This window comes from Roseibium sp. AS2, from assembly GCF_038900065.1.
GTDB lineage: Bacteria > Pseudomonadota > Alphaproteobacteria > Rhizobiales > Stappiaceae > Roseibium.
On record NZ_JBBMQN010000004.1, the window covers coordinates 349,188 to 365,571 of the forward strand.

Below are 16,384 nucleotides of genomic sequence, written 5' to 3' on the forward strand. Positions count from 1 at the left end.
TGTGACAGTTTCCACCCGCCTGCAAGGCTTTCCTCGTCATTTCGGTCAAGCGGCGGCCTCGGCGCTGAAGCCGGTGACGTCGATGATCCGGTCGGCGATCTGCTCGCGGACATCCTGATCGTGCAGGATGCCGACCATGGCGACGCCCCTGGCCTTTTTTTCCTCCACCAGCCGCACGACCACCGCCCGGTTGGCGGCATCCAGGGACGCGGTCGGTTCGTCCAGCAGGAGGACCGGATAATGGGCGATGAAACCACGGGCGATGTTGACCCGCTGCTGCTCGCCGCCGGAGAAGGTCGCCGGCGGCAGGGTCCACAGGCGCTCGGGCACATTGAGCCGGGACAGCAGGGCGCGGGCAGTGTCGCGGCCCTCGGTTTCATCCGTTCCCTGCGCGATCAGCGGTTCGGCCACAACGTCCTCCGCCGAAACACGCGGGATGGTGCGCAGGAACTGGCTGACATAGCCGATGGTATCTTCACGCAGGGTGAGGACCCGGCGCGGCTCGGCGCCGGCCACATTGACGATCCCGTCACCGACGGTGACCAGGATCTGGCCCTCGTCGCAGCGGTAGTTGCCGTAGATCATCTTCAGGATCGAGCTCTTGCCGGCACCGGACGGGCCGCCCAGGACCACGCATTCGCCGGCATCAACGGAGAATTCGACATTCTGAACCACGGGAATGACGGTGCCGCCCTGCAGATGCATGGTGAAGGACTTGCCGACATTGTTGAGATACAAGCGCACAGGCATCGAACGCCTCCTTTACACCTGGAGAATGGAAGAGACGAGCAACTGGGTGTAGGGCTCGCGCGGGTCGTCCAGAACCTGGTCGGTCAGGCCGGTCTCGATGACGTTGCCATGGCGCATCACCATGATCCGGTGGGACAGCAACCGGGCGACGGCAAGGTCGTGGGTGACGATCACCACGGACAGACCCAGATCGGCGACCAGACGGCGCAGCAGGTCCAGAAGCCGGGCCTGCACCGAGACATCCAGCCCGCCGGTTGGCTCGTCCATGAAGACGAGTCTCGGCGCGGTGACCAGATTGCGAGCGATCTGCAGGCGCTGGCGCATGCCGCCCGAGAACGACCGCGGATCGTCGTCGATGCGGTCGCTTTCGATTTCCACCCGGCCGAGCCAGTCGTCCGCCGTTGAACGGATGTTGCCGTAGTGGCGCTGGCCGACGGCCATCAGCCGCTCGCCGACATTGGCGCCGGCGGAGACATTCATGCGCAACCCGTCAGCGGCGTTCTGATGGACGAAGCCCCAGTCGGTGCGCATCAGAAGGCGGCGTTCGGCCTCGGTCAACTGGTAGAGGTTGCGCATGGAGCCGTCGCGCATGCGGTATTCGATGGCGCCGGCCGTCGGGGCAAGGCGCGTGGACAGGCAGTTGAGCAGCGTGGTCTTGCCGGAACCGCTTTCACCGACGATGGCCAGAACTTCACCGGGCCACAGGTCGAACGAAACATCCAGGCAGCCGACGCGGTCACCGTAATAGCGGGTGACCTTGTGGACCTGCAGCAGCGGGTCTTCGGGATGGGTGACGCTCATTGCGCGGTCTCCTCCGGCTTGTGGCCGCTAATTCCGGCCATGGTGGGATCCGCCGCCATCGGGCCGAGATGGCCGTCGGCGCGCCGTTCCTCGCAATAGTCGCTGTCTGAACAGACGAACATGCGGCCGCCCCGGTCATCGAGGATGACCTCGTCCAGATAGACATTCTCCGCACCGCACAACCCGCAGGGCTTGTCGAAGGTCTGGATCTCGAAGGGATAATCCTCGAAGTCGAGGCTCTTGACTTTGGTATAGGGCGGAACGGCATAGATGCGCTTCTCGCGGCCGGCGCCATAGAGCTGAAGCGCGGCCATCCGGTCGATCTTCGGATTGTCGAATTTCGGTGTCGGCGAGGGGTCCATCACGTAGCGGTCGTTGACCTTGACCGGATAGGCGTAGGTGGTGGCGATGTGGCCGTTTTTGGCGATGTCCTCGTAGAGTTTCACATGCATGAGGCCGTAGTCCTCCAGCGCGTGCATCTTGCGGGTTTCCGTTTCGCGCGGCTCCAGAAAGCGCAAGGGTTCGGGGATCGGCACCTGAAACACCAGCACCTGGTCCTCGGTGAGCGGCTTTTCCGGAATGCGGTGCCGGGTCTGGATGATCGTCGCTTCCGACGTCTCGAAGGTTGTGCGGATCCCGGCCGTCTTTTCGAAGAAACCGCGCAGGGAGACCGCGTTGGTGGTGTCGTCGGACCCCTGGTCGATCATCTTCAGGCAATCGGCCTGGCCCAGGATCGCCGCGGTCACCTGGACGCCGCCGGTGCCCCAGCCATAGGGCATCGGCATTTCGCGCGAGGCGAACGGCACCTGATAGCCGGGGATGGCAATGCCCTTGAGGATCGCCCTGCGGATCATGCGTTTGGTCTGTTCGTCCAGATAGGCGAAATTGTATTCGCCCTGTTCGAATATCTGAGCCGTGTCGTTCATTCCGCGGCCTCCCGGTCAGCGTCGTCGTTTTCTTCCTGCCGGCGTTTTTCGAACCATTCGGACCGCATCTGGCGGACCAGTCCGAGTTCGGCCTGGAAGTCGACATAGTGGGGCAGTTTCAGGTGTTCGACGAAGCCGGTCGCCTGGATGTTGTCGGAATGGGACAGCACGAACTCGACGTCCTGGGCCGGCGCGACCGGCTCCTCGCCCAGTTCCTGCCAGCGCATCGACCGGTCGACCATGGCCATCGACATGGCCTTGCGTTCGACCTGGCCGAAGACGAGGCCGTAGCCGCGCGTGAAGGTCGGCGCGGTGCTGGCCGAGCCCTTGAACTGGTTGACCATCTGGCACTCGGTCACCTTGATGGTGCCGAGCTTCACGGCAAAGCCGAGCTCCTCTGCGAAGAATTCCACCTCGACCTCGCCATAGCGGATTTCGCCGGCGAAAGGATGCGTGCGGCCGTAGCCGCGCTGGGTGGAATAGGCCAGCGCCAGAAGAAAGCCCTCGTCGCCCCGGGCCAGGTTCTGCAGACGCAGGTCCCGGTCGGCGGGAAAGGCCAGCGGCTCGCGGGTCAGGTCCCCGACGGGGGTGTCCTCGTCGGTGACCGGGTCCGGTTCCATCAGGCCCTCGTCGCCAAGCAGGTCGGTCACGCGCGGCATGGCGGTTTCCTGCGGCTCGGCGGCTTCCACTTCCGGTGCCATGCCGTCGTCCTCGGCGGCGAGCGCGAAGTCCAGCAGCCGGTGGCTGTAGTCGAAGGTGGGGCCCAGAACCTGTCCGCCCGGAAGGTCCTTGTAGGTGGCCGAGACACGCCGCTCGACCAGCATGGCGCCCGTGTCGACCGGAGTGCTGTAGCCGAAGCGCGGCAGGGTGGTGCGGTAGGCGCGCATCAGGAAGGCGGCCTCGATCAGGTCACCGCGTGCCTGCTTGATCGCCAGGGCGGCCAGCGTCTCGTCGTAGAGCGAGCCTTCCCCCATCACCCGGGCAACGGAATGAGCGAGCTGCTGCGCGATCTGCTCCAGGGTCAGCGCCGGGACGGACGTGTCGCCCCTGCGGCGCTTCGCGGTGAGCTTGTGGGCGTTGCGGATGGCCTTTTCGCCACCCTTGACGGCAACATACATGGGGTCACATCTCCTGAAGCGTGATCCGGGTGGACCGGGGCAGCGCGGCGGCTTCAGACCGGCCGGCGAAGACAAGGTCGATCCCGCGCGGGAATTGACGGGCATTGGCGGTCACCTGGTCCCAGAAGACCGGCGGCACCGGCCCGGTGGCGAAGGAGACGGTGTCCTTGATGCCGGGACCCCTGAGGGTGACCTGTGCCGGGTTTGCGAAATCCTGTCCGGTGAGGATCACCGTCGTCGACCGGTCCGGATATTCCGCCGAGCCCTGGTTGAAGGCAGCCAGCGGGATCATGGCAACCGGCGCGCTGACCAGCGCGAAGGCGGCGTCCACGGGTTCCGACACGATCGGCGCGCCGGTGTGAAAGCGCAGGAAGGTCTTGACCGCGTCCGACGTCATCAGCGGCCGGTCGAGCCAGACCGGCGTGTCGTAGTCGAACAGGGTGAGGGCGATGGCGGCGGCGACCGGCGTCAGAGGGGCCGGCGGGTTCAGGGGACCGGTTTCGATCTTCCGGCGGGTGCCGGGCCGGGCCATGGCGTCCATCAGCGCACGGAAGCAGCCCTGCGCATCGTGGACCGGATCCGGAAACCCGGCGGCCAGCGGTGTCTGGTTTGTCTCGGAAGCGATCGTCATCAGGTGTCTCCCCGGACCATGGTGAAGAAATTGACCTTGGTTGCCTCGGTTTCTTCCCGGACCGTGGTCTTCGCGGCGGCCTGTGCGGCGGCGAGCGGGGCGATGATCTCGTTCTCGATGGTTTGCCGGGTCTCGGGGCGCTGCCAGAGCGCGTCGATCACCGCCGTGTGCATAGCCTTCTGCTTGTTGCGGCCGAGGCTGTAGGCGCTGCCGGTCTCGCCGGTGTCGAGGCGCACGACGCAGCGGGTGACGGTGACCTCGCCGAGATTGAACGGACTGCCGGTGCCGCCCATGCGGCCGCGCACCATCACCAGGCCGGTTTCGGGCTGGCGTACCAGTTCGAAAGCCGGGGGAGACAGCGTGCCGTATTTCTCGGCGATCGTTTCGGGCGGTGCGGCCGCAAGGGTCGCCATTGCCGACTGGCGTGCGGCGGACGCATCGCCGCGCGCGTCGTTCGATGTCCCGACCGGGTCCTGCGCCTGGGCACGTCCCGTGGCCGGTTCATCGGCGTTGGTATCTTGAGAATGGTTCATGAAGCGCGCTTTTTGGTTTGGGCGGTTCTTCGGAGGCGTTCGGAAGTGCCTCTTGTCTAGGATTAATTTGTCTATTTGTCTATACAAATATTCCGATTGACTCTTTGGTACCGAAATTTGATGACGGGCGCATGACGATCAACAGCACACTCGACCGCGGCGCCGGCATTGCCGTCTGGCGCCAGATCATGGAATCGCTCAAGGCGGAGATCGTCAGCGGTGCCTTCGAGAAAGGCAGCCGGCTGCCGCCTGAATCCGAGCTGGCCGCCCGGTTCGGCGTCAACCGCCACACGGTCCGCCGTGCCATAGCCGCCCTGACCAGTGAAGGCATCCTGCGCGCCGACCAGGGCCGCGGCACGTTCGTCGCCTCGGCGCCGCTCAGCTATCCGATCGGACCAAGGACTCGGTTTTCGGAAATCGTTTCGGGCCAGGACCGGGCGCCGGACGGCCGCCTCATCGGCTCCGCGACCGAGGAGGCCGACGCGCTGCTGGCCAACCGGCTCGATGTGCCGCTCGGCACCGCGCTCCTGCGGGTGGAGACCCTGCGCGTTGCGGACAGCGTGCCGATGATCATTGGCACAAGCTGGTTCGAGGACGCGCGTGTGCCGAATTTCGTTGCGGACTACGCCGACAGCGGCTCCATCACGAAGGCCCTTGAACGGGCCGGGATCACCGACTACCGGCGCAAGGAAACCCGCATCACAGCCGAACTGGTCGAAGCCAATGACGCCCGCCAGCTGGGCCTGTCGCTCGGCCAGCCCGTGATGATCATGGAAAGCGTCAACCTCGACATGTCCGGCAGGCCGATCCAGTACACACGGGCGCGCGTGGCCGCGGACCGGATGCAGCTTGTGGTGAACGAGGCGGGGTGAGGGCGCCCGTCCCATTCGTCCCGCGCGTGCAACATCAGCGCCTGAGAGCCGTGGCTTCCCTCAGATTATGAGTGCCAGCTGTCGAAGGGCTGTTTTTCAAGCCGCATCGAACCGTCGGCACCCTTGTGGATGTTGATCCAGGCGCGCCAGTTTTCATCGTCAGGCTCGGGATAATCCAGCCGGTAGTGGCTGCACCGGCTTTCCGTGCGCATCAGCGAGGCGCGCAGCTTCATCTCGGCGCTCAGGATCATGTTGCGGGTCTCGTGCGCCAGCCGCAACTCGTGCATGTCGGCTGCCCGCAGCATCGGTGCGTGATGGTCGCGCAATTCCTCGACATAGGCCAGTGCCGCCTGCATCATCGATCCCTTCTTGATGTAGAGCACGAAGTTCGGGATCATGATCCCCTGCAGCGTCTGGGTGACCCAGGCCGGGCCATAGCCCGCCTCGCGCCGCAAGGGAGCAAGGATGTCATTCCGGATGCCGGCAATGCGCGCTTGCGGGATCGAGGGGGCGTCCACAGACCGCGCATAGTCCGCCGCCGCTTCCCCCGCGATGGCCCCCTGAACGGCGGAGCCGGCAAGCGACGAGCCGACCTGGGTATAGATCCCCCCTGCCATATGACTGCCGAGCGCATCCCCGGCGGCGTACAGGCCCGGAATGTTCGAGGCGCAGCGGTCGTCAACCGGCACCAGCCCTTCGGACTTGTGGATCGCCATGCCCGCCGAGGCGCCGCCGACATTCGACCCTGCGGAAAACCCGGGAGGCGGCCCGCCGGGCGCGCCGCCCTTGCCGGGGGCGCCGCCACCATCAGGCTGGCCGATGCGCAGAAACTCCTGCGGAACATAAGGCCCGCCCGCGATCTCGTCCGTCGGCTGCGGCGCGCCCGGGCCGCCTTCGACCGGGTTGCCGGTCACATAGGCGCGGTAGTTGATGTCCACGCCCAGGTCGTGGTGCACCTCGACGCCGTTGGTTGACGGCACCCGTTCGAACATGTCGCCCCAGGTATCAAAGCAGGCGGCCGGGTTGACACTGCGGGTGGAATGGCCGTCGTTCCATTCCTTGCCGGTAACCCTGGCGCCTATTTCGTAGGCCATCACCGTGCCGTCGTGGGTCAGGTCGCAGACCGGAAAGCCACTGGGCTTGAAGCCGCCGGCCCCGGTGCACAGGATCACCGACCTGGCCCGGATGGTGACGGTTTCCGCAGCGTCCAGCCGGAAACCCGCCGCCCCCGCGATCCGTCCGTCTTCCTTGATGAGATGGGTGATGACCACCCGTTCCATCAGCGGGATGCCACGCTCATCGATCGGCCGCATGAACGGGCGGTTGGCCAGCGTCTGGTCGAAGAAACCCCAGTCGCGCAATTCGCGCGCGCGGTCGAGGGAATGCTCGGCCACCTGGCGGGTGTAGACCGGATTGTTTGTGCCGAGCGCCGAGCGCGAAACCGTCGCGACGAAATCGTCGATGGTGCCCGTTTCGGCCCCGGGATCGAACACGAAGAAGCCCTTGCCGAACGGCGTCAGGCCCGAGGATCCCAGCCGCCCCTTCGAAACGATCATGGTGGCGGCGCCCGCGTCATGCGCCTTGACCGCCGCGAACAGCCCGGCCATGCCACCGCCGATCACAAGGACCTCCGTGGAAAGATCGCTGTTGCCCATGGCGTCCGCGTCGATTTCGACACGGTTTTCCGCCCAGGCTTCCATGCCGAGAGAGGCCAGTCCCGCTGTTGCACCCGAGAGCGCAAGGAATGCGCGGCGGGTCGGGCCGGTGGTATGATCTTGTGCGGTCATGATGCGGCTCCTTCGGAAACAGGGGGCGTGCGTGGCTTGTTCGGGTGTGCGCGCAGGTAAAGTCTTGCCAGCAATGCGAAGCCGGTCAGCGTCAGCGAGACATAGAACGTGGACAGGGCGATATCGGTGTGGCGGCCCAGGTCGATCGCATGCCAGAGCGCAATGGACGTGAATGCCACCGCAAGCCCGCCATGGAAATACCGCCAGCCGCGATAGCGGTGGGTGAACCGCTTGATCAGCGGGGTACGGAACCAGGCGGTCACCACCAGCACCAGAAGCAGGACCCACCCGGCAATTCCGAGCAAGATCCCGAGGTTGTCGAAGGAGGTGACCATCGTGACGAAGGCGTTCCAGGGCGTCACCCCGCCTTCGAAAGCGCGGGGCAGGACGATCAGCACGGGATGCAGCAGGATCACCGTGACCGCGGAATAGGCGATGTATTTGTGAACCTTCTGGATCTGCGGCGGCTTGAACAGGCTGAGCAGGGTCTCGTTGCTGCGTGCCAGAAAGAACTGGCCGAGCATCATTGAAAACGCCAACAGCGTCAGGATCGAGAATGCTTCTTTCAGGACGGTTCGTCGCGGCGCCTCTCCGAGGGCGTAGAAGAGCAGCGGCAACCCAAGGAAGATGGCCAGCCCGGCAACGATCGCGGTCCTTCGCGCCGTGAATTTCATGTCTATCCCCATGGCACAACAACGGGAATGGACTTTTCCGGCGCCATCTCGATGGCATCCACCGGGCAATACATGCGGCACAGATGGCAGATCTGGCAGTCGGCCGGATATGCGATCACAGCCTTGCCGCTGTCGGGATCAATCCGGATCACGTCGCAGGGGCAGGATTTCACACATTCTTCGCAGCCGATGCAGCCCGTGATGCTTTTGATGGTCATTTGTCTGGTCCAGTCTCCGTCACGTCATGCGTTGCAGGACATTGTCGCGCTGGATCAGGCGATGCCAGACGGTTGCCATGGCTATGTGACCGAGCACTACAAGCGCGAGGATCCAGCCCAGTTCCCCATGCCATTCCGCCGGGGCCTGCATCCAGGCGATTGCGGTTTCGCGTGCCGGGAAAACCGGAATGCCGAGATAGCTGAACCCCCGGGTGCCGCCCGCGGCGGCGAGAAGCCTGACTGCCGGGACGAGCACCATGAGAAGATAGATCGCCACATGCCCAAGGAGCGCCGCCTGTCCCGCCGCACCCGAATGGGGTGGCCGCTGCGGAATATTTGCCAATCCCCACAATCCACGCAGCAGGACCAGCAGGAAAAGGGTCGTTCCCAGCGCCGAGTGGGAGCCCCAGAGCGTCTCCCGCAGCGCATTTTCACGAGGCAAGGCCCAATGTGCGGCGGCCGACAGGAATTGTACCGCAAACAGGGCGGCCATGCCCCAGTGGAACGTTCGGCTTACGAGACCGTAGCGGTCGGGACGGTCGGACAAGGCGTTCATGAAAAACGGCTCCTTATGAGTTCTTCCAGGATGAATGCGGTTCAGCAGGCCTGTTCAATCAGGGGTGCGGAGGACGACGGCTTGCGTCGCAGACCGTCTCCCCTTCAATGAGAACGCAACCGGATTGAGCCGCCAGGCAGCCGAGAATCTGGTTCGAACCGGCTGAGCCGGCGTGATAGTGGTATGGCAAGCCTTCGGCTTCATGCCCGTGACATGCATCGAGCCCTTCGGGGGCATGGCCGTCGGCAAGCAAATGCGGGAAAACAGCGTGGCCGTCCATCGCGATGCCGATCTGGCCGCCATGCGCTTTCACGGCATCGCTTTCGAGCGGGCCGAGCGTCGTCTCCACGCCGGAAAGGCAGTCCGTCACGGCATGGTAGTGATAGCCGACATGCGGGTTCACATGTCCGCCGCAATCGTCGAAGGGCGCGATCGTGTGCGCGCCCAGGATCGCATCCAACGGGGCCGGCCCGTCAAGTCGGACGCCGTTGAAGGCAACGCCCGAACCGGTCCGGTTCGTGGGGGCCGGTCGTTCGGCGGGAACCGGCTCCAGCGGAATCACATAGGTGATCGTCGCGTCTTCGGGCATGTATTCCGGCAGGCATTGAACGCAGTAATTCTGATACGCCGGGTCGACATCGGGGCGTGCGGCCGCCTGGCAGGCTTCCAGCGTGCCGGTGAACCGCACCGCGCCCGTGTCGGCGTCGAAAAGCTGCCAGCGGGTGTCGCCATAGGTCTCGGCGAGGCTGGCGATGAAGGCGCCGTCCACGTCCACGGTCTCGCCGTCGAGGAACCAGATGCCGCCCGCATCGGCGCCGTCCGAGATGTTCGAGGGGCACCATGGTCCCGGCGTGCGGTCCAGCGGGTTCGGGCGCACCGTGATGGAAAAGCAGGTCGTCTGCGTGCCGCCTGACAAGGTGCATTCGACCGGATCGGGACCCTTCACGACATCCGCGGTCTCGAAAAAACCGCCGATGCGGGCAAGGTGCGCGTCGGCCGTCTGCGCAGACGCCGGGCTTGCCGCCAGGAGGGTTCCGGCGAGCAAGGCCGGTACCAGAAACGTTACCGGCTTCGCGAACATGGCTGGTCCCTCGATTTGTCCAGAATGCAATGCAGGCATCTTGTTGCCATTAAACATATAGTATATTAACTGTTAGCATGCAAGATGATCAATGTCAGTTCCACGGTCTCCTTCACAGCGCAGACCTCGTCGAGACGGAGTTGCGCCGGAAACTGGCACCGCTCGGCATCCAGCCCCGTCAGGCCCGCATCCTCGAGGCGATGGGCAGGACCGGGGCCATTTCGCAGGCCGAACTTGCGACGGCGTTCGGGGTCACTTCCGCGAGCATGAGCACGATGACGGACCGGCTTCTGGCCGCCGGATACATCACGCGTACGATCGACCCGGCATCGCGCCGGCAAAACGTGCTGGAATTGACCGAAAAGGGGCGAACTCTCCTTGCCGGGATCGGCGAGGCCTGGTCGGAGGTCGATGAAATTCTCCGGGAGATACTTGGAGAGGATGCGGTGCCTTTCTTCGAATTTTCCCGCCGGTTGCGCGACCGGCTGGGCGGTACGATCCCGGGGAGCCGCACCCCGCGCCCTGGCGCAAGCAAACCGGATTGAGCGCCGTCCATCGACCGGTTCAGACCGTCTTCCCGGCTGCGCTGCTCTGTTGTTTCCGGGAGCCCTTCGCGTGCTGCCCCTCATGCCGCCAGAAGAACCTGACCCATCCTGTGGTTCTGGGGGCGGGCGCGATCCCGGGCTGCCGGAGCGGGCCCGGTCACTACCGGCTGGTTCCGCCGCTGTTTCGCAGCTCCTCCACATCCCGCGCCATGCTGTCGGCAAGGTCCGTCAGGGCGGCGGGATCGCCGCCCAGGTGTGCTTCCACCCTGAGGGCGGTGATATTGGCCTGATAGCGGCGGGCGAGGCGGTCGGGGTCGGCGCCGGGAGGGAGTTCGCCGTTCTCCCGGGCCTTGCGGAAGAAGCCGGCGAATTCGGACCGCATGTCCTCGAAGTAGGTGTGGGCCCAGGCGGAGACTGCGCCGTCTTCGGCTGTGGTGTCCAGAAGGGTCTTGACGATCATGCAGGCACGGTTGTCAGGTGGCCCGCCCGCCATCGCGCCATGGCTCCGCAGGTGATCCGCCAGACCGCCCAGAACGGTGTCCGCTACGGCCATCTGGTCCCTGACGGACTGGCGGCTGGTCAGAAAATACCGCTCCAGACCCGCCAGAAAGAGAGCTTCCTTGCTTTTGAATGCGGCATAGATGCTGCCTGGCTTCATGGCCAGCGCGGCCTCCAGATCCTTCAGGGAGGTGGCGTGATAGCCCTTGCGCCAGAACAGGTCCTGGGCCGCGTCCAGCGCTTTTTCGCGGTCATAGGGTTGAGCTCGTTTCATGGGTCAAAAAATAGGGCCTTTCTGCCGGAATGTCTCGTCTCGCAAATGTGGGGCGCACTCACATTTGAGTGATTGCTCAAACAATCTATTGAGCAATCACTCAAACGAGCTTATCTGCTGATCGCAAGCCCGGCCTGCCGCCCGACAAATTCACGGGTTCCTCCCGCCCGAACACCCTCAAAGGATGAACAGAGATGACCGACTTCACGCTTTACGACGAGACCAACGCTCCGGAAGATTCGCAGCCGCTGCTGGCAAAATCCAAGGCCGCCTTCGGCATGGTGCCAGGGCTTCACGCCGTGATGGCCGAGGCGCCGGGCCTGCTGGAAGCCTTTCAGCGCGTGCATGAGCTGTTCGCGAATTCCAGCTTCGACAAGGACGAACAGACAGTGGTCTGGCAGACCGTGAACGTGGAGAACGCATGCCATTACTGCGTTCCCGCGCATACGGGCATCGCCAAGAGCATGAACGTGGACGATGCCATCACCGATGCGCTGCGCAACGAAACGGCGCTGCCGACGCCGCGCCTGGAAGCGCTGCGTGATTTCACCCTGAAACTGGTGCGCCAACGTGGTAACCTGTCCGACGCGGACGTGCAAGCGTTCCTCGATGCCGGGTACACCAGGCGCAACATCCTGGAAGTGATTCTCGGCTACAGCCAGAAGGTCATGTCCAACTACACCAACCACATCGCCGACACGCCTGTGGATGCGCCTTTCCGGAAATTCGCCTGGGAACGCGCCGACAAGGCCGCCTGACGGCCAGATGTTCCGGGGCGGCGGGAAGCCGCCCCGAAGCCGGCTTCATTTGGTCATGGCAAGGACATGGTACATGTCCCTGTGCAGGAACCATTCGCCGTTGACATTCTTCCAGACATGCATGGACCGGCCGATGATGGTCTGCGCGTTGAAGGCGACCTTAGTCTCTCCAATCTCGATGGCCGTATCCGCGCTGGTCTGGTCGATTTCCAGAATGCGGTACTTGAGGTCCGTGACACCATTTGAAAACGCATTGGCATAGTGCGCTGCAATGGGCGGGCGCCCGAAGAGAGCCTTGCCCCGAGGTGGCAGAAGCGCGCCTTTTTCGGTGTAGAAACCTGATACGGCCTCGGCATCCCTGGCGTTATAGGCCTCAATGAAGGCCTTCATTCTTTTCTGGAGAGGGGTTTCCTGGGCCTGTACCGGGCCGGAAACCGCCAGGACAATCAAGGCAGTCAGAAAGAAACGGAACATCGGCACAACGCTCTCCAATTCACATGGCCTGTCCGGCAGGCAATTTCGTCAGGGCGGCAATTCGAAAAAGATTTCGCAAACGATTTTCGCAGACTAGCCCGTTTTTTCGATGACATGCCAGAGATCAGGCCAGAGATCAGGCCAGCGATCACGCCGGCCATCACGCAGGCTCGCCTGCGTGGAGCGGGCCTGCGCACCGAAGTGACCGGACCGCGAATTTCGACGGCTGGACCGATGGCGGACAAGATGGCCGGTTGTTGGTGCGGACACCTGGCGATACCGAAACGCGAATTTATTGTTGAAAACTACAGGGGCGCCATACTTTTGCAGGAATCGGATAGCGGGACCCGTATTCGGACCCTAGTCTGCGATTCACATGTATTAGGTGTGGCCTCGCGTTGCGCTCGATAACAGAAACAAGGGCTTAGAAGCCGATATTCGAACGCAGACAGGACCCGATGCTCTCGTCCCGGACCCATTTTTCGCAGAATTCTCCCGCCACATTGCGGCATTGCCGCTCCGGGTTGCTGCTGGCAACGGCCCTGACAGGGAGCCTTGTTCTGGTGCCCGTTCTGGCGCCTGGCGCAATAGCGCCTGCTCTGGCCACTGTCGATACCATCGACGGCTCGAGCGAGACGGTGATCGGCAGCGGAGCGGGCGCCCCGGGGACGCTGGGCAGCCCGTGGGACAATTCCGGGACGATTACCATTGGCGATACCGGCACCGGGTCGGTTGCGGTTTCTGCCGGCGGCAAGGTCACGAGTTCAGGCGGGATCATCGGCAGCCAGGCCGGTTCCGTGGGAACGGTCACGGTGGACGGGTCCGGATCGGACTGGACCAACGACGCCGGTCTTTCCATTGGCGGTTCCGGCACGGGCACACTGACGATTTCCGATGGCGGAAAGGCCACGGGCACGCTCCTGCAGATTGGCGACACCAGCGCTGCCAATGGTACGTTGACCGTGACCGGAGCGGGGTCGCAATTTGTCTCCACGACGGGTGTCAATGTCGGCAATGCCGGCACAGGCACGCTGACGGTTTCCGATGGCGGCAAGTTTGTCGGTGACGACGTGGATATCGGGTGGTTGACCGGCTCGACCGGCACCGCGACCGTCACGGGTCAGGGCTCCCTGATCCAGGCGGCCAACGGCGCCATTGTGGGCAGTGATGGAACCGGAACCCTGACGCTCGCCGACGGCGGCAAAATAACCGTTAACGCGGGCAGCGGCACGCTGAATATTGCAAAAAACACCGGGTCAACCGGCACGCTGAACATCGGCGCGGCCTCGGGCAGCACGGCGGCTGCGGCCGGAACGGTCAACGCCGACACCGTGGCCTTCGGCAGCGGCACCGGCAAGATCGTGTTCAATCACACCGGCACAGACTATGCCTTCGATGCCGACATCACCGGCAGCGGCACTCTTGTCAACGAAGCCGGCACGACAAAGCTCGGCGGTGACCTGTCCGGCTTCACCGGAACAACGACAATCTCCGGCGGCACCCTTGCCTTCAACAGCACCTTCACCAGCGCGATCACGGTTGCCAGCGGCGGCACCATCGGCGGTACGGGCACGGTGAGCGGTTTCACGCTGTCCTCCGGCGCCACCGTCGCGCCCGGCAATTCCATCGGTACCCTCAATGTGGCGGGGAACGTCAACTTCGTCTCCGGCTCCACCTACGCGGTCGAAGTCGACAAGGACGGTAATGCCGACAAGCTGGCCGCGACAGGCACGGTGACCATCGACAGTGGCGCCAAGGTCTCCGTGAGCGCTGAAAACGGAACGGACGACGGGTCGACCTACGACACCTCGACCACCTACACGATCCTGACCGCCGACACCGCGGTGAACGGCACGTTCGGCTCCGTCAGCGAAGATTTCGCGTTCCTTGATGCCGCGCTCGGATATGGGGCGACCAGCGTCACCCTGACGCTGACGCGCAATTCGTCGGCCTTTACCTCCGCAGCGGTTACGGGAAACCAGACCGCCACCGCCTCGGCCGTCGAAAGTCTCGGCAGCGGCAACGCGGTCTATGATGAGGTCGTGGCGCTCAGCGGCGCGGCTGCGCGGGCAGCCTTCGACACCCTGTCCGGCGAGGTCCATGCCTCCACCAACACGCTGCTGGTTCAGCAGAGCCGCTTTGGCCGCGATGCCGTCAACAACCGCATCCGAGGTGCTTTCGGCGGGCCGGCGGCAGGCGATGTGCCGATGATCGCGTTCAACGGGGCCGGCGAGGCGCCAGGCAATTCCGTGGGCGTCACAGCCTGGGGGCAGGCCTATGGCGGCTGGGGCGAGACCCGTGGCGGCGATGGCAAGGCGCAGATGGACCATACCAGTGGCGGTTTCTTCCTCGGTCTTGACGCGGACGTCTTCGACGGCTGGCGCGCGGGAATACTGGCCGGTTACGGCAAGGCCAGCTTCGATGTCGATTCCCGGGCCTCGTCCGGGGATGCCGACAGCTATCATCTGGGCGCTTATGGCGGCCAACGCTTTGGCGCGCTCGGCCTGCATCTGGGCGCGGGCTATGCCTGGCACGATGTCTCGACGACGCGCAATGTCACCGTGGGCGGACTGAGCAACACCTTGACTGCCGACTATGCGGCGTCCACTGCGCAGGTGTTCGGCGAGGTCGGCTATATGCTCGACACGCCGTTCGCCCGTATCGAACCCTTCGCGGGGGCGGCCCTCATCTACCAGCACAGCGACGGTTTCACTGAAACAGGCGGTGCGTCGGCCCTCACCGTTGGCTCCACATCGCAAACCCTTGGGGTTACCACCCTGGGTGCGCGGCTGGAGCGGCAGATCGCGACCAACGGTGCGTTCAGCGCCACGGTGTCCGGCAGCGTCGGCTGGCGCCATGCCCTCGGCGATCTGGATGCAGTCTCGACGATGCGCTTTGCCGGCGGAAATGCTTTCGATATTTCCGGCACGCCTCTGGACCGGGACACAGCCCTGCTCGAGGCGGGTCTGACCTTCGGCCTTGGCGAAGGCGTGACCGTCAGCGCCGGCTACAACGGCGAACTCGGTGCGACCGCCAGTGACCACGGCTTCAACGCAAGGCTTTCCGCGCGGTTCTGACGCGGGATGCACAGGTGGATCCGGCGCTGCAGCGCACGTCCGGTAAGCTGTTCCAGGAGCCGGAACTGAAAGACCGGCCTTGGACCCTGGGCGGGGTCTCGATCGAATGGAAAGGTCCCTTGACATATCTGTCTGCCGACGACTATGTAAAGTTAACTTTACATTTTTGCCGGAGACCACGATGACCCACCAACAGGCCACACGCCGTTATTTCATGATTTTCGTTCCATCCATGATCGGCTACATGGCCGCCACGATCGGGGTGGTATGGGCACGCGATCACGCCGACTTGCCTGCAATGGGTCTTTATGTGCTGGCTGCTTTGCCGATCATCGCGATCCTGTGCACGTTCTGGGCGCATTGGCGGTTCATCACCGAAATCGACGAATTTCTGCGCACAATTCAGATCAAGGCGGTCCTGTTCGGCCTGGTCTGCCTGATGGTGATGGCGTCGGTATGGGGAACGCTGGAGAACCTGGCTGGTGCACCGGCTCTTGATGTCTTCTGGCTGGTGCCGACCTTCTGGCTGAGTTACGGCGCGGCGGCCCTGGTGATCACCAAGCGGGACGGCGGCGTCTTTTGATGCGCAACAGGCTGAAGATTCTGCGCGCCCAACGCAAATGGTCCCAATCGGTGCTGGGCGACAAGCTGAACGTATCCCGCCAGACAATCAACGCCATAGAAGCCGGACGGTACGATCCGTCTCTGCCGCTGGCCTTCAGGATTGCCCGCCTGTTCGAAATGGCGATCGAGGACATCTTCGAATGCGATGACGACCTCCCGCCCGGGCCTTGATCAAGGGCCGGGTGAA

At 64.0% G+C, this 16,384-nt stretch carries 19 protein-coding genes; 6 read left to right on the forward strand and 13 right to left on the reverse strand.

The annotated features are described in order from the left end of the window. Positions 1-45: 45 nt before the first annotated feature. Genes phnL through phnG form a run of 6 tightly spaced genes read right to left on the reverse strand, consistent with a single transcriptional unit; the run spans position 46 to position 4,759 of the window. Positions 46-750: a phosphonate C-P lyase system protein PhnL gene (phnL, locus tag WNZ15_RS13600; protein ID WP_342893522.1), complete on the reverse strand. Its 705-nt coding sequence runs from the start codon at positions 748-750 to the stop codon at positions 46-48. 12 nt (positions 751-762) lie between these two features. Then, positions 763-1,551, reverse strand: coding sequence for a phosphonate C-P lyase system protein PhnK (gene phnK / locus WNZ15_RS13605; protein ID WP_342893523.1), 789 nt, complete (start codon positions 1,549-1,551; stop codon positions 763-765). After that, positions 1,548-2,477, reverse strand: a complete 930-nt coding sequence (locus tag WNZ15_RS13610) for an alpha-D-ribose 1-methylphosphonate 5-phosphate C-P-lyase PhnJ (RefSeq protein ID WP_342893524.1) — start codon at positions 2,475-2,477, stop codon at positions 1,548-1,550. The genes phnK and WNZ15_RS13610 overlap by 4 nt, the downstream gene beginning before the upstream one ends. After that, positions 2,474-3,595 (reverse strand): carbon-phosphorus lyase complex subunit PhnI, encoded by a 1,122-nt coding sequence (locus WNZ15_RS13615; protein ID WP_342893525.1) that lies wholly within the window; start codon positions 3,593-3,595, stop codon positions 2,474-2,476. Before WNZ15_RS13615 ends, WNZ15_RS13610 begins: the two co-directional genes overlap by 4 nt. 4 nt (positions 3,596-3,599) lie before the next feature. Further along, on the reverse strand, positions 3,600-4,226 hold the full coding sequence (phnH, locus tag WNZ15_RS13620) for a phosphonate C-P lyase system protein PhnH (protein ID WP_342893526.1): 627 nt from the start codon (positions 4,224-4,226) through the stop codon (positions 3,600-3,602). Next, positions 4,226-4,759, reverse strand: a complete 534-nt coding sequence (phnG, locus tag WNZ15_RS13625; RefSeq protein ID WP_342893527.1) for a phosphonate C-P lyase system protein PhnG — start codon at positions 4,757-4,759, stop codon at positions 4,226-4,228. Before phnG ends, phnH begins: the two co-directional genes overlap by 1 nt. A gap of 131 nt (positions 4,760-4,890) precedes the next feature. Here phnG and phnF point away from each other — a divergent pair, with 131 nt between their 5' ends. Next, entirely contained in the window at positions 4,891-5,631 is a 741-nt protein-coding gene (gene phnF / locus WNZ15_RS13630) for a phosphonate metabolism transcriptional regulator PhnF (RefSeq protein WP_342893528.1), read from the forward strand. A gap of 65 nt (positions 5,632-5,696) precedes the next feature. Here the strand turns inward: phnF and WNZ15_RS13635 are convergent, their stop codons facing one another. From WNZ15_RS13635 to WNZ15_RS13655, 5 genes are read right to left on the reverse strand one after another with little or no spacing between them, the layout of a single operon-like run. After that, positions 5,697-7,418, reverse strand: a complete 1,722-nt coding sequence (locus WNZ15_RS13635; protein ID WP_342893529.1) for an FAD-binding protein — start codon at positions 7,416-7,418, stop codon at positions 5,697-5,699. Beyond that, the gene (locus WNZ15_RS13640) at positions 7,415-8,092 is read right to left on the reverse strand and encodes a ferric reductase-like transmembrane domain-containing protein (protein ID WP_342893530.1); all 678 of its coding nucleotides are present in this window, start codon (positions 8,090-8,092) and stop codon (positions 7,415-7,417) included. The genes WNZ15_RS13635 and WNZ15_RS13640 overlap by 4 nt, the downstream gene beginning before the upstream one ends. A gap of 2 nt (positions 8,093-8,094) precedes the next feature. Further along, entirely contained in the window at positions 8,095-8,310 is a 216-nt protein-coding gene (locus tag WNZ15_RS13645) for a 4Fe-4S dicluster domain-containing protein (protein WP_342893531.1), read from the reverse strand. A 19-nt stretch (positions 8,311-8,329) separates the two neighbouring features. Further along, positions 8,330-8,866, reverse strand: a complete 537-nt coding sequence (locus WNZ15_RS13650) for a cytochrome b (protein WP_342893532.1) — start codon at positions 8,864-8,866, stop codon at positions 8,330-8,332. 58 nt (positions 8,867-8,924) lie between these two features. Next, the gene (locus WNZ15_RS13655; RefSeq protein ID WP_342893533.1) at positions 8,925-9,947 is read right to left on the reverse strand and encodes a YHYH protein; all 1,023 of its coding nucleotides are present in this window, start codon (positions 9,945-9,947) and stop codon (positions 8,925-8,927) included. A 77-nt stretch (positions 9,948-10,024) separates the two neighbouring features. Here WNZ15_RS13655 and WNZ15_RS13660 point away from each other — a divergent pair, with 77 nt between their 5' ends. Further along, the gene (locus WNZ15_RS13660) at positions 10,025-10,492 is read left to right on the forward strand and encodes a MarR family winged helix-turn-helix transcriptional regulator (protein WP_342893534.1); all 468 of its coding nucleotides are present in this window, start codon (positions 10,025-10,027) and stop codon (positions 10,490-10,492) included. Between the two features lie 160 nt (positions 10,493-10,652). Here WNZ15_RS13660 and WNZ15_RS13665 read toward each other — a convergent pair whose 3' ends face one another. Further along, complete coding sequence (locus tag WNZ15_RS13665; RefSeq protein ID WP_342893535.1) at positions 10,653-11,264, reverse strand: helix-turn-helix domain-containing protein; 612 nt, start codon at positions 11,262-11,264, stop codon at positions 10,653-10,655. 194 nt (positions 11,265-11,458) lie between these two features. On the opposite strand from WNZ15_RS13665, the gene WNZ15_RS13670 reads away from it, so the two are divergent. Then, positions 11,459-12,022 carry a carboxymuconolactone decarboxylase family protein gene (locus WNZ15_RS13670; RefSeq protein WP_342893536.1) on the forward strand — a complete coding sequence of 188 codons (564 nt, stop codon included), beginning with the start codon at positions 11,459-11,461 and terminating at the stop codon, positions 12,020-12,022. A 45-nt stretch (positions 12,023-12,067) separates the two neighbouring features. On the opposite strand, the gene WNZ15_RS13675 is transcribed toward WNZ15_RS13670, so the two are convergent. Then, on the reverse strand, positions 12,068-12,496 hold the full coding sequence (locus WNZ15_RS13675; protein WP_342893537.1) for an SgcJ/EcaC family oxidoreductase: 429 nt from the start codon (positions 12,494-12,496) through the stop codon (positions 12,068-12,070). 458 nt (positions 12,497-12,954) lie between these two features. Between WNZ15_RS13675 and WNZ15_RS13680 the strand changes: the two genes are divergently transcribed. From WNZ15_RS13680 to WNZ15_RS13690, 3 genes are all read left to right on the forward strand, one after another. Continuing rightward, positions 12,955-15,573 (forward strand): autotransporter domain-containing protein, encoded by a 2,619-nt coding sequence (locus WNZ15_RS13680; RefSeq protein WP_342893538.1) that lies wholly within the window; start codon positions 12,955-12,957, stop codon positions 15,571-15,573. Positions 15,574-15,754: 181 nt separating this feature from the next. After that, entirely contained in the window at positions 15,755-16,156 is a 402-nt protein-coding gene (locus WNZ15_RS13685) for a hypothetical protein (RefSeq protein ID WP_342893539.1), read from the forward strand. Continuing rightward, entirely contained in the window at positions 16,156-16,368 is a 213-nt protein-coding gene (locus WNZ15_RS13690; protein ID WP_342893540.1) for a helix-turn-helix transcriptional regulator, read from the forward strand. The genes WNZ15_RS13685 and WNZ15_RS13690 overlap by 1 nt, the downstream gene beginning before the upstream one ends. Positions 16,369-16,384: the final 16 nt, after the last annotated feature.